This is a genomic window from Thermodesulfomicrobium sp. WS, from assembly GCF_027925145.1.
Taxonomy (GTDB): Bacteria; Desulfobacterota; Desulfovibrionia; order Desulfovibrionales; family Desulfomicrobiaceae; genus Thermodesulfomicrobium.
This window is the reverse complement of sequence record NZ_AP027130.1, coordinates 1,601,896-1,617,588: the sequence shown is the minus strand read 5'-3', so window position 1 is coordinate 1,617,588 and position 15,693 is coordinate 1,601,896. Positions and strand designations below refer to the sequence as shown.

Sequence of the window (15,693 nt, the reverse complement as noted above, 5' to 3'; positions counted from 1 at the left end):
ACTCCGCAAGTGGGGTTGGGGGTTAGAGGTGGACCTCTCCGGTGAGATGGGTTCCTGCCGGGATACGCTGCGGCAGGGCAGTGGCGTTGACGATGTGGACATGTCCCGAGAGCCGGATGTCGGCCTCGAAGGTGACGTCGCCCTCCACCCGAAGAGAGTCGCACTCCATGAGGCTTGGGGCGCCGCTTGGAAATCGTTGCAGAAACATGTCGATCTTTTTGTAAAATTTTTCATCCAAACGGATGGTGGGCATGGGAGTGGTCCGCTTGGGGTTGGGCACGATGGTGTCGTGCTCGGTGCGCAAAAAAAGATCCGACATGACCAAAAGCAGGTCTGCGGTGGTCTTCACCGGGGCAAAGCGCTTGCGTGGCACCACCACGGCCTGGGCGTTGTAGAAGCTGCTGATGGCGGACCCCATGGCGGTTTCCAGTTGAAACACCGCCGGCGACTGGGGATCGCGGGGATCCAGGGTCTTGGGGTTGATGATGAGGTCCAGCGGCATAAGCCGGTGCGAGACGAACACGGACTGGAGCACCCGGAGGTCCACCCAGATGGAGTTGGTGTTGAAGAAACGGAACTTTTCGATGTCCGAGAACGAATCCATTTCGCAGTCCGGGCACTGGGCCACTTCCCGCAAGGCCAGACGGTTGGTCTTGAGCAGCCGACAGAGATGGCCGCCTTTTTTGTCCTGCTCCGTGCGTCGAGCCACTTCCATGAGGAACGGGAGATTGTGCCGCACCATATAGCCCAAAAGGCGGCGATTCATGATGGCGCCGAGGTTGTCGGCGTTGGAGATAAAGGCGTAGTAGTAGTCGTTTTCCAGCAAAGCATCGAGCATGCCCGAGGTCACGAGGGCCGTGTAAATATCGCCGTGTCCCGGGGGATTCCACTCGAGCTCTGGATCCTTTGGCCATTTGGCGGGCGTGAGGTCCTGGGCAAGGATCTTGGGGAAACGGTGCTGTAAGAACGCCAAGGGAATGCCGGTGCTGCCATTGGAGAATCCTTGGATGGCGAGCATGGTCTCGGTGTGGGTGCGGAAGCTGTTCATGAAGACTTGCGGAAACTCCACGCCGTAGCGCTGCCGAACTTTCTGCGCCTGCATGAGAATGAGGTCGAGAAAGGTGCAGCCATCTTTGACCGGGATCAGGCTTTTGGGGCCTTCGAGTCCCATGCTCGTGCCCAGTCCGCCGTTGAGCTTGATGACTACGGTGTGGCGCAGGGCCTTTTCGCCGTCTTCTTTATACTCCTCCAATTGTTCGTAGTCCGGCAGTTCCCGGTCCTCCACCGGGAGGATTTCCCGGTCCGAGAGCTTACCTTGAGCGCCGTAGAGAAATTGGTTGAAGTAACACTTGAAGGTATTGATGACGATGGCAGGCATGCCCTGCTCTTCCATTTTCAGGGCAAAGGGCCGAAAGAGCCGCGTGAGCTCTTGATCGGCGAGGGTGACGCAGGAGAGGGTGTTGCTCATGTGGGCTCCTTGGCAATGACGGTACAACGCGCCGGAACGTTAGGGAAAAGTGTCCGCGGACACAAGACCGGGATGGACGCACGGCAGACGCAGCCGCACCGTGAGGGTTGGGGCCGAGGCGTGCACCTCCATGCGTCCGTTTTGGCGGGCCATGAGACGGCGGCATACTTCCAGATGCTGGTGCCCCACGTGGGCAAGCGGGGCGTCAGAGAGCACGAGGTCCACGCCGGCGGATTGTCCGTCACCCAGGATCCGCACCAGGATGTGGCCGCCAGAGGCGAGGGTGTCTTGGGCATACTGGATGACCGAGAGCAACGCTCGGTGGGTGAGCTCAACGCTGGCCTGCACTACGGGCGCTGCTTCCTCACGGATTTCCCACCTGATGCCCATGCGCTCCAAGTGGTGGCTGAGGATGCGGAAAAGGAAGGTCACAGCGCTGGCAATGGAGATGGTTTCCATGGCGGCAGGCGGGGGGTCCAAGAGCGGCTCCAAACGCTCCCAGATCGTGTCCAGACGATGGCATTCCTGGCGCAAAAGGGCACATTCCGCGTCAGCCGGGTAGCGTTCCTCAAGGATGCGTGCCAGTCCGCCCAAGGCCACGAGGGGGTTACGGACTTCATGGGCCAGTTCTTGCGCGAGGGTATGGAGCGCCATCTGGCGTTCGTTGGAGAGAAACATGCGGTCCAAGTAGGTGTGGTGAGTGATATCGAGCAGGATCCCTTCCACCCGCTGGGGTTCGCTTGCGTGGCGGCTGGCGATGAAGTGCACTTGGAGCACCAATGGGTAGCCTTGCTTATGGGTGAAGCGGAAGTCCATTTTGGACTCAAAGTGGGTGCCATCAAAGATATGGGCGATGTTGCTCAGAAATGTTTTTCGGTCCTCTTTATGGATGAGATGGAGAAACTTGAGGGGATAGTTTTGGAGCTCCGCTACGCTGTAGCCCAAAACATGCTCGGTTTTTGGAGTAAGAAATGTAAAATCGAGACTTTTGGTGAAGCTGAAGAGGATGATGGGGAGGTTGTGGACGAGTGTATGCAGCCGCGCTTGTGTGGCGCGCATGCGCTCTTGGAGCCGACTTTGTTCCAAACAGCTGTGGATGGTTTGTGCGAGAATTTCCAGGCTGGCAACAGGCTTGATGATGTATTCCCACGCCCCGGACTTGAATGCTTGGGTGGCGTATTGGGCATGGTCTTTTGCCGAGACAACGAGAATGGGGACGTGGGGGCGCAGATCGCGCATGGTCCGCAAAAGGGGCAGCGCGTCGTCTTCGCCGAGGATGAGGTCGAGGAGCACCGCATGGGGGCGTTGATCAGTAAAGCATTGCAAGGCGGACGCGGCGTCCGCTGCTTCGAGCGCCGTGTATCCGGATTCGGTAAGCCAATGGGAGATGGCGGTGCGAAAGAGAGGATCGTCATCCACGACCAGAATGCGTTTCATGACGAAGATGAGCTTGGATGGCCACGCTGGCGCTTGGCGTATTTTTTGGGGTCAATATTGTATTTTTTGATCTTGTAGTGGATGATGCGGTAGCTTGTTCGCAGATCCCGGGCAACCTGGAGCATGTTGCCCCTGCATCGCTGAAGCGCCTCGATCAAGAGCTCCTGCTCGAATTTTGCCACCGCCTCTCCAAAAGAGAGCTGAATATCCGTGGCCGAGCTTTCGGCGGTCTGCAGCGTCGGTGGAAGATGATATGTGCGTATGGCCTCTTCATTGCAGATAAGAGTGGCCCGTTCCATGCAGTTGCGCAGTTCGCGCACGTTCCCCGGCCAGGCGTATTGCGTGAGCAAATCTATGGCGGGCATGGAGATGCGTTTGATGGTTTTGCCATATTCCGTGCAAAACCATTGGAGAAAATACTCCGCCAGCGGCAGGATGTCCTCGCGCCGCTCCCGCAGGGGAGGGATGAAGATGGGGAACACGTTGATGCGGTAGTAGAGGTCTTCGCGGAATTTGCCGGTCTTGATGAGCTGTTCCAAGGGTTGGTGGGTGGCGCAGATGATGCGTACGTCCACGGTAATGGGCTTTTCGCTCCCCACCCGTTGGACTTCGCCTTCTTGCAGGGCGCGCAGGAGTTTGGCCTGCGCCTCTGGGGAGAGCTCGCCGATTTCGTCCAAAAACAGGGTGCCGGTATGGGCCAGTTCGAAACGGCCCTTCTTGGCGCTCACCGCGCCGGTGAAGGCCCCACGCTCGTGCCCGAAGAGCTCGCTTTCCAAGAGGTCCGAAGGGAGGGCGGCGCAGTTGAGGCGCACCAGCGGCCGGTCCCGGCGAGGGCTGGCGTTGTGGATGGCCTCGGCGATGAGCTCCTTGCCGGTGCCTGACTCCCCCCGCAAGAGCACGGCGGCTTTACTCGGGGCCACTTGAAGCACTTGCCCCATGACAAAGGACATGGCCTTGGATGTGGCCACGATCTTGCTTTGGCTCAGGGCCTTGGCGCGCTCGCTCGCCTCCCCCAAAAAACCCATGGACGCCCAGAGCTCTTTTTGGGCCATGGCCTCCTGGAGATATGCCGTTTGGCGGGCGATGACCGCGGCAAGGACCTCGAGAAAGGCCTGGTGTCCGTCGAGGCTGCGCCTTTCTTGGCGGGGGATGTCGGCGCTGAGTACACCGAGGACCTCCGGCGTTCCTTGGGTGGTGGTGCGGTGTATCGGCACACAGACAAAGGCGAGCTCGTGGAGTTCCTCTTTGGGCCGCCCCAAGGCCTTGTTGAGAAAGCGGGGGTCGCTGGCCATGTTTTCCACGACAATGGGTTGGCCGGTCTGCACCACCTGGCCCGTGACCCCTTGGCCTGGTGTGTAGACCGCCTTGGCCTGGCCGTGGTGGCCGTAGAAGAGGTCGAAAGAGATGGTATTGGTCTTGGGGTCGAAGATGGCGACCCCCATACGGCGGTAGCCCATGGCTTGCGCGGTGCGCTGCAACAGCGTCTCGAGACTGGTCTGCAAGGGCCCGAGAGGATCGAGGTCCCGAAGGAGTGCGTGCAAGATGGTGAAGGCGTGCAGGCTGTCAAAGGCGTTCATGGGATCTGCCAGAGGGAGCACGTGGCGATTGCACCTATTTGGGGTTTTTCTGCAGCAGGGTGATCTTGGCGTCGATGTACGGGCTGCCCGAGACCAAGGTCTTGAGTTCCTGATAGGCAGCCAGGGCTTGGGCGGGCTTTCCAGCGCTTTCTGCCGCAAATGCCTGGGCACTCAAGGCCAGCGGCTTGAGTCCTTCCGGCCAGGAGGTTTGCTGGGTGAGCGCCAGGGCCTCGGCAAAGCGTTGGGCGCGTATCAGCGCCTGAACCTGCGCCAGCGTCGCTACGGCAGTGAGCGAATCGGCGCGCGTGGCCACGTGCTGCCACAGCCCAGCTTCTTCGGCGCTGTCCTGCAAGGCCCCTGCATGGACCGCGGCCTCAAGCAAAGCGGCAACGGCAATCTTGGGGTGCTCGGCCGCCAGAGCTTTGAGGCCGGCAACCGTCTGGGCGCTTGGGGGCTGCTGGGCGAGGCGCGCGAGCGCTTCCTGGGTGCGGGCAAGCTGCACGTCCTGATAGTGCTCCAATGCACTCCACCCGGCGACCAAAGCAACAAGAGTTGCCGCGGCGATGCCGAGGGCCTTGATGTGATCCACGATCCAGCGCAGAACGGGATGGAGGTCGTCGTCCATTTCCTGCTGAAGGTTGTGGAGAAGGTCTGGATGGGGAGTGTGCTGCATGACAAACCTCGGGATGATTGTTCAAAATTGTAAGCTGGGGGCGGATGTAGGCCGAAAGCGGGGGAAGGTCAAATGGCGAGAGGCCAGGGCTGCGTGAAGTTTGGGGCTGCGCTTGATGCGTATTGCTGCAGTCCGCTTGGGCGCGCGGTACTGGTTTGGGGCTACTGGCCTTTTTCGAGGATGTGTATTCGGCGTATGGCGGGCATCAGTTGGCGCCATTTTCTTGCCCTCGTGCCGGGGTTTGGCTAGAGACTCGCCTACAATCGATTTTTTCAAGGGGGAAGTACCGTATGGAATTGGAGATGCAACTGCGCACCCTTGCCCGTGAGGCCAAAGATGCCTCGCGGATCTTGGCGACCTCCAGTGGTGCGGCTCGGAACGCCGCGCTGCTTGGACTTGCCCAGCTGCTGGAGGCGCACCAGGCGGAGATTTTAGGTGCCAATGCCCAAGATCTGGACAAGGCACAGCAAGCAGGACTGGATAGCGCTCGCATGGAGCGGCTGCGCATGACCGAGGCCGGCATTGCCGCCATGTGTGCGGCCTGCCGCCATGTGGCAGCGCTGCCCGATCCCATCGGGGAAATGGAGCAAGTGACCACCCGGCCCAATGGTCTCATGGTAGGGCGCATGCGCATCCCGCTGGGGGTTATTGCCATCATCTACGAGTCTCGTCCCAATGTGACTATCGATGCCGCTATCTTGTGCCTGAAGGCAGGCAATAGCGTCATCCTCCGTGGCGGATCCGAGGCATATTATTCCAATATGGCACTGACGTCCTTGCTGCAAAAAGCAATCGCCGACGCGGGCCTTCCGCAAGCGGCGGTACAGATGGTGCCTACCACGAGCCGTTCTGCGGTTCCCATTTTGCTTGGCATGGATGAGTATATCGACGTCGTGATCCCACGCGGCGGAGAAGGATTGATCCGTGCCGTGGTGCGTGATGCAACGATGCCGGTGCTCAAGCACTACAAGGGTGTTTGTCATATCTATGTACATGAAGATGCCAATATGGATCAAGCCATTGACATCATCAAAAATGCCAAAACCCAGCGTCCTGCGGTATGCAACGCCCTGGAGTGTTTGCTGGTGCATCAGCGCATTGCCCCGACCTTGCTTCCTGTCCTGGGGAAAACCCTTGGGGCGTTGGGCGTGAGTTTTCGGGCGTGCCCCCAGGCCCTTCCCTTGCTTGGGGATGTGGCCGAGCCTGCCTTGCCGACGGATTGGGGGCACGAGTTTCTCTCCCTGACCCTGGCGGTGCGCGTGGTGGGGTCGCAGTCTGAGGCTGAGGCCCACATCGCCCAGTACGGTTCCGGGCACTCCGAGGCCATTTTGACTGCAGACTATCGTCGAGCCATGCGCTTCTTGCGCACGGTGGATGCTTCGTGTGTCTTGGTGAATGCTTCCACGCGCTTCAACGATGGTGGCGAACTGGGCTTGGGCGCGGAAATCGGCATCAGCACCTCCAAGGTGCATGCCTATGGGCCCATGGGGGTGAAAGAGCTCACCAGCCAGAAGTTTGTGGTCTTCGGCGATGGCCATGTGCGACAATGAGCTTGCCGGAGCCGTTGGGATCCTCGGCGGCACCTTCAATCCCGTGCATGTGGGGCATCTGCGCATGGCCATTGAGGTTCGGGAAAATTTGGGCCTGCGCCAGGTGCTCTTTGTCCCGAGCTTTGCCCCGCCCCACAAGCCGGAGCACGGGCTTTTGCCGTATAGCTTGCGTCTCGCCTTGGTCAAAGCGGCCTGTCAGGGAGAGGAAGGTTTGGGCGTGAGCGAGGAGGAGCGCGGCCTGGCGGCACCATCGTACACGGTGCGTACGGTAGCGTCGTTGCGCCGCCGGCCGGCGGACGGCCCCTGGGTGCTCATCGTCGGCAGCACGGATTTCGTGCGTCTGCCATCGTGGCATCAGGGGACGCGCCTGCCGTACTTGGTGGACATGGTGGTGGTGGAACGGGACGGGACCTCTTGGGCAGAGGCCGACCTCTTCGCCCGAGTGGCCTTGGGCCTGACCCGTACTGCCTGGGGATGGCACGGGAAGCGCCGCATCGTGTATCTCCAAGTGCCCTTACTGGCAATTTCTTCTTCCATGGTACGGGAGCGGTTTGTGGCGGGCCGTAGTGTGCGCGGCCTTATCCCCGATGCGTGCTTTTCGCTTTTGGAACAGCACCGAACCTTTATTGGGCGCCTCTGGCGCCAGGAGGCACCATGATTGGACATATCGTCTTGTGGACCCTCAAACCCGAGGCAGAAGGCAAGAGTGCTGCAGAAAATGCGGCTGCCATGCAATCCATGTTGGAAGCATTGCCCGCAGTCATCGACGTCATTCAGGATTTTCATGTCAGCACGCGCATGGTGGCGACAAACATGGAAGTGGAGGTGCTGCTGTTTTCCACATTTTCCAGCGAAGAGGACTTGGAGACGTACCAAAAGCACCCGGAACACCAAAAATGTGTGGAGTTTATCCGTTCTGTGGTTGCATCACGAAAATTTGTGGACTATTATTTCTGATCTGTTTGTCCTATGAATCGAAGTGCAGCAGAATTGATGCAATAGCGCATTCCAGTGGGTTGTGGGCCGTCTGGGAATACATGTCCCAGATGGCCGCCGCACCGGGCGCAATGGACTTCCGTGCGTATTTGGCCCCAGGAAAAGTCTTGGCGCGTGCCGATGTGCTCCGGGGCGATGGGGGCCACGAAACTGGGCCAGCCCGTGCCGGAGTCAAACTTGTCCTCGGAGCGGAAAAGCGGATTGCCGCATCCTGCGCAGACGTAGATACCCGCGGCGTGGTGGTTCCAGTACGCACCGGTAAAGGGCGGCTCGGTAGCGCTTTCGCGGAGCACTGCGTATTGTTGGGGTGCAAGGATGGCCCGCCATTCTTCGGGGGTTTTCGTTATGGGGAAGATCTCCGTCGCCAGGGCGGCCCCCACCAAAAATATCGCGAACATCGTTTCCCTCCGGGTAAAAGACTAGACAGCATTGGGAAAAATGGCCTATTTTTCTTCCCATAAGATTTGCAGAACCACAAGCAAGGGGAGTGGCGCCATGGGAGACACCCAGTTTGCTTTGCAGGTACAGGCGCTCAAGGAAGACATTCAGCGCCATGTGGCCCACACGCTCGGCGGAGACCCGTATCCCCCGCGAAAGGGGAGATACTTTTTGGGCTTGTGCTACAGCGTCCGCGATCGACTGGTGACGAAGTGGTTGGAAACGCAGCGTTCCTTTTACGATACCATTTCCAAGCGCGTGTATTATCTCTCCTTGGAATTTCTCCCAGGCCGCTTTTTGATGAATTACATCCAGGCCCTGGGAATCGAGGATGTTTGTCGGGAGGCCGTTCAATCCTTTGGCATGGACTTGGATGAGCTGGTGGAAGAGGAATGGAACCCGGGCTTGGGCAATGGTGGTCTCGGACGCCTGGCCTCGTGCTACATGGATTCTATGGCAACATGTTGCATTCCAGGATATGGCTATGGTATCTTGTATGACTATGGCATATTCTATCAGAGTATTGTCAATGGATATCAACAGGAAAGCGCTGACAACTGGTTGCGACAGGATTCGCCGTGGGTTTTCCGACGTGGAAACTTCATGTATAAAATCCATTTTTATGGCAGATCCGAAGTATATTATGATTCTTCTGGTGCTGAACGGTTTCGGTGGGTTGATACGGACACCGTCATGGCCATGGCGTGCGATATTTTGATTCCTGGATATCGGAATGATTATGTAACAAACATGCGTTTATGGAAAGCGGTGTCCAGCCGGGAATTTGATTTGAGCGAGTTCAACGAAGGCGATTATATCGGCGCTGTTGAAAGCAAGGTCAAAAGTGAAAATATATCGAAAGTCCTCTATCCCAATGATCATAGTCCCAGTGGCAAGGAACTTCGTCTGAAACAGCAATATTTTTTTGTTGCAGCGACATTTAAAGATATTCTCAGACGATACCGAAAAAATAACTATGCATCCTTTGAAAACTTTCCCAATCAAGTGGCAGTCCAGCTCAACGATACCCATCCGGCCATTGCCATCGCCGAGCTGATGCGCATCCTTGTGGACGAGGAAATGGTGGCCTGGCATGAGGCATGGAAATTGTGCCAGAAGACCTTTGCCTATACGAATCACACCGTGCTTCCTGAAGCCTTGGAAGTGTGGCCTGTAGAGCTGTTATGGCGTGTGCTTCCCCGGCACATGCAAATCATCTTTGCCATCAATCACTTTTTCTTGGAGGAGGTGCGCCGCTGGAAACCGGGGCGTGACGACATTGTGCGCGCTATGTCTCTGATCGGCGAGGATGGCCCCCAGACGGTGCGTATGGCCCATTTGGCCATCGTGGGGAGCCATACCGTCAATGGAGTCGCCAAGCTCCATTCGGATATTCTCAAGAAGCGCTTATTCCGCAATTTTCACGAGTTCTTCCCTGAGAAGTTTACCAATGTCACCAATGGCATTACCCCGCGTCGTTGGCTTGACGGATGCAACCCAGAACTTTCTCGCTTGATTACCTCCGTCATCGGACCAGATTGGGTACGAGACTTGAGTCTCTTGGAAGGACTTGCCGCGTATGCGGATGATCCAGACTTCCAACAGCGTTGGTTGACGGTAAAGCGGCAGAACAAGAAGCGCCTTGCCCGATATGTCTTGCGTAAGCTGGGAATGGGGATAAATCCAGCATCATTGTTTGATGTCCAGGTCAAGCGCATCCATGAATACAAGCGTCAGTTGCTCAATGTACTTCATGTCATTACGCTCTACAATCGTATCAAAGTCCAGGATGAAGAGGTCCATACGCCGCGTATTGTCTTTTTCGGCGGCAAGGCTGCCCCTGGATATTTCATGGCGAAACTCATCATCAAACTCATCAATTCTGTGGCGCAAGTCATCAACGCGGATACTGCCGTTGGCAATAGCCTCAAGGTGGTCTTTCTCCCAAATTACTGTGTTTCTCAGGCAGAAATCGTCATTCCTGCGGCGGACTTGTCCGAGCAGATATCCACGGCAGGCATGGAGGCCTCAGGAACCGGAAATATGAAGTTTGCGCTCAATGGAGCGCTCACCATTGGAACGCTCGACGGCGCTAACATCGAAATACGGGACCTCGTCGGGCATGAAAACTTCTTCCTCTTTGGACTCACTGAGGAAGAAGTCGTCCAAATGAGAGCTCAAGGATACAATCCTTGGGCAATCTATGAGAATGACGTAGAGCTCCACAAAGCTCTGGATATGATTGCGTGTGGTCATTTTAGTCCAGAAAATAAAGATCTTTTCCGGCCAATCATCGATGCTTTGTTGCATAATGGCGATTATTACATGGTCCTCGCCGACTATCGAAGCTATATCCAGGCTCAGGAGGCAGTGTCGACAGCGTATCGCGACACCAGTCGCTGGGCACGTATGTCCATACTCAACACCGCACGCATGGGCTTCTTTTCCTCGGATCGGGCCATCATGGAATATGCCTCGCGCATTTGGAATGTCGATCCGATCCGCTAGCGCGCAGCGCGGGCCATGCGATACCGATCACGGGGGCGCGCAGCGCCCCCGTAGTGGTGTTAGAGGGAAGCGTCGAGGATGGCGGTAGCCCAGGCCGTTGCCTCGCTATGCAAACGCTTGACCGTGGGGATGTCGAGCCCCAGGGCTTGAGCGAGAGGCTCCTCGGTCCCGTCTTCACAGGCGAGCATGAGATCCAGCAGCGGCCGGTGGGCACAATTGGGATCACCGAGCAGGGCCTTTTTCTGGGCATCACTGATCGGGAGCGATTCGAGCACCGTGGCCATGGGGACCCCGAGCATGGCGTCCAAAAGGGAGAACATCCCGAGAAGGAACATCTCTTCGGGCTTGAAATCCCAATAATCATAGGTTTTCACTAATTCTTCCAAAAACTTGCCGCGCCGCAGCGCGAAATGGGCAAGCTCGGTTTGCTGCTCGCTTTGCGCCATGTCCGCCAGAAGCATGGCCCGTAACCAGTTGCGCATCTGGCGCCACCCCAAAAGGGTGATGGCTTGGCGGATGGATTCGATCTTGCGAGCAAAACCGAAGGCTGGGGAGTTGAGATAGGCAAGCAGCTTATAACTCAAGGTGACGTCGGTTTGGACTGTTTGTGCAAGTTTGTTCAAATCAGGGTCTTCTTGCTCGATGACCTCAAGAAGGCGCAGACGCGAGCTCTGATGGGCGGAGATCTTTTTCCCCGGGATGATCTCAGGCTGGGTGAAGGCGCGGCCTTGAAAGAGGCCACATCCTTGCTGCGCCAGACGGCGGAACTCTTCTTCTGTATTTACATTTTTGCATAAAATCAGGGCATGGGTCTTTTGGGCGGTTGCCTGGAGGGCGGGATCTTCGAATGCAGTGGGCGAGGCAATGGTGATGACGTGCGATTTCTCCAGGAGTGGCGAGGCTGGGGTGGTGGCGGGGTGCCATTCGAGGGCCAGGGTATGGCCTTCGCTGTGGAAGCGAGCGAGAACTTGCGTGATGGTCGTATCGACCTGGTACTCGGTGGCCACTTGAATGGCGGAATTGGCCGCAGGGATGGCGTGGGGCAGTTCGTTGACGATTTGCCCATAGGTGTAGGCAATCAGGATCTTTTTGCTGCGGGCCACGATACTTTGGAGTCCTACCGAATCGCCGGCGATGATCGTAGTGCCCACGGCATCGTTGCTGCTGTCACTGGCGGCTTGAATTTCGTATCCCCAGACAGTCTTGTTCGCCTGAAAAATGGGAAGTCGGGTAAGGAGGTACAGACTCGCGTTGCTGGACATACGGGACTCCTTGGGAAGGGGTGGGTGATCTTCTTGGAATTACGGTAGAGGGAAATGACGGGTTTTGTCTAGAAAATCTGTGGTGCCCTCTGGCCGTGCAGAAGAGGGCATTTTGTCTTTTTTCAGGAGATTCCTTGTGGGGCACCTTGAGGTTGCGAGGATTCGAGCAGTAAAGATCCGGCTGTGGTCGATGGAGGTGGCCCATGGGATTCGTTATAGACAAAAATGAAAAAAAATAGGGCACAAGCTTGGCAAAATGGCAGTATTGGAGAAGGGATGTCGGCAGACCGCTATTTTTTATCAAGTAAAATAGCCAGTTTGTATTTTTGGTCCCGAGCTTGCTAATCCTTGGGGGTTAGTTCATACGGCAAGCGCATGGCGCGAACCTATCATTTTTTGGAGGAGTATATGAGCGGATTTTCTACCCGGCGGGATGCCATTCGGGCGATTTTAGAGTATACACCGACTTCTTCTGGGATGCACTTCCACGAGGAAAAACCGACGGAAATCTACGGATGCAACGTATTCAGCGACCAAGTCATGCGGGAACGTCTGCCCAAAGACGTCTATAAGTCGCTCAAGAAGACCATCGAGCTGGGAGAAAAGCTGGACCCGACCATTGCGGACATTGTGGCCGCGGCCATGAAAGATTGGGCCATCGAGAAAGGGGCCACGCATTTTACCCATGTGTTTTTTCCCTTGACCGGCCTTACGGCGGAAAAACACGATTCTTTTTTGGTGCCTGATGGCAAAGGTGGGGCCATTGCCGAGTTTTCCGGCAAGATGCTCATCCAGGGGGAGCCGGATGCCTCGAGTTTTCCTTCCGGCGGACTGCGCACGACCTTCGAGGCGCGTGGATACACGGCGTGGGACGTCACCAGTCCGGCGTATATCCTGGAAAATCCTAATGGAACCTTTTTGTGCATCCCCACGGCATTCGTCTCCTGGAACGGCGAAGCCCTGGACAAAAAGACGCCGTTGCTGCGCTCCCTGCAGGTGTTGAACAAACAGGCCAAGCGGGTGCTCAAACTCTTTGGCACCGAGACGACGCTTCCCGTCACCTGTTTTGCTGGCCCGGAGCAGGAGTATTTCCTCATCGACCGCAACTTTGTCTTTGCCCGGCCGGACCTGCTCATCGCCGGACGCACCCTTTTCGGCGCCAAGCCTGCCAAAGGCCAGGAGTTCGAAGACCAGTACTTTGGCGTTATTCCCCGCCGGGTGCTCTCTTTCATGATGGAAGTGGAACGGGAGCTCTACAAATTAGGCGTGCCCGTAAAGACGCGGCATAATGAGGTGGCGCCCAGCCAGTTCGAAATTGCGCCGCTCTATGAGCAGGGCAATTTGGCCACGGATCACAACCAGCTCGTCATGACCGTGCTGCGCACCGTGGCCAAGCGCTACGGCATGATGTGCCTGCTCCACGAAAAGCCTTTCGCCGGCATCAACGGCTCGGGCAAGCACCTCAATTACTCCATTGGCAACGCCGAGCTCGGCAGTCTTTTCGATCCCGGCGACACCCCCCACGAGAACGCCCAGTTTTTGGTGTTCTGCGCGGCGGCCATCCGGGCGGTGCACAAATATGGCGCGTTGCTGCGCGCCACCGTGGCCTCGGCCTCCAACGACCACCGTCTCGGCGCCAATGAGGCCCCGCCGGCCATCATGTCGGTGTACTTGGGCGAGCAACTGACCGACGTGTTCGAGCAGATCAAGACCGGTCAGGTCAAAGGGTGCAAACAAAAATGCTTCATGAATGTGGGCGTGGATACCCTGCCGCCGCTGCCTCGGGACCCGGGAGACCGCAACCGCACCAGCCCCTTTGCCTTTACCGGGAACCGCTTCGAGTTCCGCGCCGTGGGTTCGTCCATGTCCATCGCCGGGCCGCAGGTGGCCCTCAATACCATGATGGCCGAGTCGCTGGATTATATCGCCACGGAGCTGGAAAAAGCCACCGCTGGGGATCCCTCCAAGCTCAATGCCGCGGTACAAGACCTTTTGCGTGCCATCATCACCGAGCACGAGGCAGTCATCTTCAACGGCGATGGATACTCCGAAGAATGGCATAAGGAGGCGGAGCGCCGCGGGTTGCCCAACCTCAAGACCACTCCGGACGCATTGCCCGTGCTCACCAGCCCGGAGGTGGTGGAACTCTTCACCAAGTACGGAGTCTTCACCGAGGCAGAGCTCAAAAGCCGCGAGGAAATCTATACCGAGCAGTACTGCAAGACCATCGAGACCGAAGCGGCCCTTACCTTGCGCATGGCGAGAACCATCATTCTGCCTTCAGCCATCCGCTATCAGGGGGAGCTGGCGGCAGTGTGCGCCAATTTGCGCGCCATCGGGAAAGATTACCGCACCAAGATGCTCGACGCGATCACCGAAAACCTGCGCAAGCTCCAGGACGCCATCGAACACCTCGATGCCGTGCTGGCTGCGGACAAAGGGGCTTCACCCCATGCCCATGCCCGCTATGCTTGTGATGTCATTTTGCCGGCCATGGCAGAGGTGCGCCAATGGGCGGATGCCCTGGAGACCATGGTGGCCGATGACCAATGGGCCCTGCCCAGCTACCAGGAAATGCTCTTTATCCGCTAAACCTATCCGTCGCTGGACATCTCGTCTGCGCACGAAGGCCGCCTGCGGGCGGCCTTCGTGTTGACGGGCGCGACCAGGCCAGGCTAGGCCACGTCCACTTTCCGGCAAGGAGCCGATGTGCACTGGTTGCGGAATCTCTTGGATCGTTTGGTTGCCAATCCCCAATTTTTTACTCTGGTGGCAGTACTCGCGGTGCTGTCCGCCTTGGTGTTGTGGATTGGCGACTTTTTGGCCCCAGTGATCGCCGCCTTGGTGATCGCCTTTCTCCTGGAGGGCTTGGTGCGGCCGTTGGTGCGCATGGGCATGCCTCGCCTCGTTGCGGTCAGCCTGGTGTGTCTGCTCTTTGTGGTGCTCTTGGTGTTTTTGGTCCTTGGCCTTGCCCCGCTCCTCATCCGTCAGGTGACGGATTTTCTGGGGCGGTTGCCGGATATGGTCGCCAGTGCCCAGGCTGTGCTCGTGCATTTGCCGGATCGGTATCCGCATCTCCTTTCCGAAGCGTATTTGACGGAGCTTTTGGACAGCTTCCGCATCCAGATCGCCAGTTATGGGCACCAATTGGTGGCCTATGGTCTCTCCAGTATGCGTTCGGTCATCACCTTCACCATTTATTTGGTGCTTTTGCCCATCATGGTGTTCTTTTTTCTCAAGGACAAAGCATTACTCATCGATTGGTTCCGCCGCTTTTTGCCGGAAGATCATCGTCTTGCCAGCAAAGTGTGGGCGGATATTCAGCGGCAGGTCAGTGACTATGTGCGCGGCAAGATACTTGAGATTCTCATCGTGTGGGTGGTGACCTATATTACTTTTCTGGTGTGCGGATTGAACTACGCCATGCTGCTCAGCCTGTTGGTGGGGCTTTCGGTGATCATCCCCTATGTCGGTGCAACGGTCGTGACCATTCCCGTTGCCGTGGTTGCCTATATGCAATGGGGGTTCGAGAGCCAATTCATGGTGGCGCTCGGGGCGTATTTGGTCATTCAGATCCTCGATGGCAATGTCCTTGTGCCCCTGCTGTTATCGGAGGTGGTGAATATCCATCCCATCGCGGTGATTGCTTCCATTTTGGTGTTCGGCGGCCTGTGGGGATTTTGGGGGGTGTTTTTTGCCATCCCCTTGGCCACGGTGGTGCAGGCGGTGCTCAATGCCTGGTGGGCCCGCGACGTGGAAACGGACGGAGCAGTATGTTGAGTGG

General features: G+C 57.4%; 12 protein-coding genes. 6 read left to right on the top strand and 6 right to left on the bottom strand.

Features of this window, described 5'->3' with window-relative positions; translation table 11 throughout:
* Positions 1–22: 22 nt before the first annotated feature.
* Genes QMF81_RS07725 through QMF81_RS07710 form a run of 4 tightly spaced genes read right to left on the bottom strand, consistent with a single transcriptional unit; the run spans position 23 to position 5,155 of the window.
* A complete protein-coding gene (locus tag QMF81_RS07725; RefSeq protein ID WP_281750203.1) occupies positions 23–1,468 on the bottom strand; it encodes a UTP--glucose-1-phosphate uridylyltransferase in 1,446 nt (481 codons plus the stop codon).
* A gap of 39 nt (positions 1,469–1,507) precedes the next feature.
* Complete coding sequence (locus tag QMF81_RS07720; protein ID WP_281750202.1) at positions 1,508–2,905, bottom strand: response regulator; 1,398 nt, start codon at positions 2,903–2,905, stop codon at positions 1,508–1,510.
* On the bottom strand, positions 2,902–4,482 hold the full coding sequence (locus QMF81_RS07715) for a sigma 54-interacting transcriptional regulator (protein WP_281752949.1): 1,581 nt from the start codon (positions 4,480–4,482) through the stop codon (positions 2,902–2,904). Before QMF81_RS07715 ends, QMF81_RS07720 begins: the two co-directional genes overlap by 4 nt.
* Positions 4,483–4,516: 34 nt before the next feature.
* Positions 4,517–5,155 (bottom strand): hypothetical protein, encoded by a 639-nt coding sequence (locus QMF81_RS07710; protein ID WP_281750200.1) that lies wholly within the window; start codon positions 5,153–5,155, stop codon positions 4,517–4,519.
* A 290-nt stretch (positions 5,156–5,445) separates the two neighbouring features.
* Between QMF81_RS07710 and QMF81_RS07705 the strand changes: the two genes are divergently transcribed.
* From QMF81_RS07705 to QMF81_RS07695, 3 genes are read left to right on the top strand one after another with little or no spacing between them, the layout of a single operon-like run.
* On the top strand, positions 5,446–6,705 hold the full coding sequence (locus tag QMF81_RS07705; RefSeq protein WP_281750199.1) for a glutamate-5-semialdehyde dehydrogenase: 1,260 nt from the start codon (positions 5,446–5,448) through the stop codon (positions 6,703–6,705).
* Entirely contained in the window at positions 6,692–7,363 is a 672-nt protein-coding gene (nadD, locus tag QMF81_RS07700; protein WP_281750198.1) for a nicotinate (nicotinamide) nucleotide adenylyltransferase, read from the top strand. The genes QMF81_RS07705 and nadD overlap by 14 nt, the downstream gene beginning before the upstream one ends.
* Complete coding sequence (locus QMF81_RS07695; RefSeq protein WP_281750197.1) at positions 7,360–7,662, top strand: Dabb family protein; 303 nt, start codon at positions 7,360–7,362, stop codon at positions 7,660–7,662. The genes nadD and QMF81_RS07695 overlap by 4 nt, the downstream gene beginning before the upstream one ends.
* On the opposite strand, the gene msrB is transcribed toward QMF81_RS07695, so the two are convergent.
* Positions 7,653–8,099 carry a peptide-methionine (R)-S-oxide reductase MsrB gene (gene msrB, locus QMF81_RS07690; RefSeq protein WP_281750195.1) on the bottom strand — a complete coding sequence of 149 codons (447 nt, stop codon included), beginning with the start codon at positions 8,097–8,099 and terminating at the stop codon, positions 7,653–7,655. The two genes, QMF81_RS07695 and msrB, sit on opposite strands and share 10 nt — an antisense overlap.
* 97 nt (positions 8,100–8,196) lie before the next feature.
* On the opposite strand from msrB, the gene QMF81_RS07685 reads away from it, so the two are divergent.
* Positions 8,197–10,647: a glycogen/starch/alpha-glucan phosphorylase gene (locus QMF81_RS07685; protein ID WP_281750193.1), complete on the top strand. Its 2,451-nt coding sequence runs from the start codon at positions 8,197–8,199 to the stop codon at positions 10,645–10,647.
* 59 nt (positions 10,648–10,706) lie between these two features.
* Here QMF81_RS07685 and QMF81_RS07680 read toward each other — a convergent pair whose 3' ends face one another.
* Entirely contained in the window at positions 10,707–11,909 is a 1,203-nt protein-coding gene (locus QMF81_RS07680; RefSeq protein ID WP_281750191.1) for an HDOD domain-containing protein, read from the bottom strand.
* Positions 11,910–12,317: 408 nt separating this feature from the next.
* Between QMF81_RS07680 and QMF81_RS07675 the strand changes: the two genes are divergently transcribed.
* Together QMF81_RS07675 and QMF81_RS07670 are read left to right on the top strand one after the other, a co-directional pair.
* The gene (locus QMF81_RS07675; RefSeq protein WP_281750190.1) at positions 12,318–14,501 is read left to right on the top strand and encodes a glutamine synthetase III; all 2,184 of its coding nucleotides are present in this window, start codon (positions 12,318–12,320) and stop codon (positions 14,499–14,501) included.
* 117 nt (positions 14,502–14,618) lie between these two features.
* Positions 14,619–15,689 carry an AI-2E family transporter gene (locus QMF81_RS07670; protein WP_281750189.1) on the top strand — a complete coding sequence of 357 codons (1,071 nt, stop codon included), beginning with the start codon at positions 14,619–14,621 and terminating at the stop codon, positions 15,687–15,689.
* Positions 15,690–15,693: the final 4 nt, after the last annotated feature.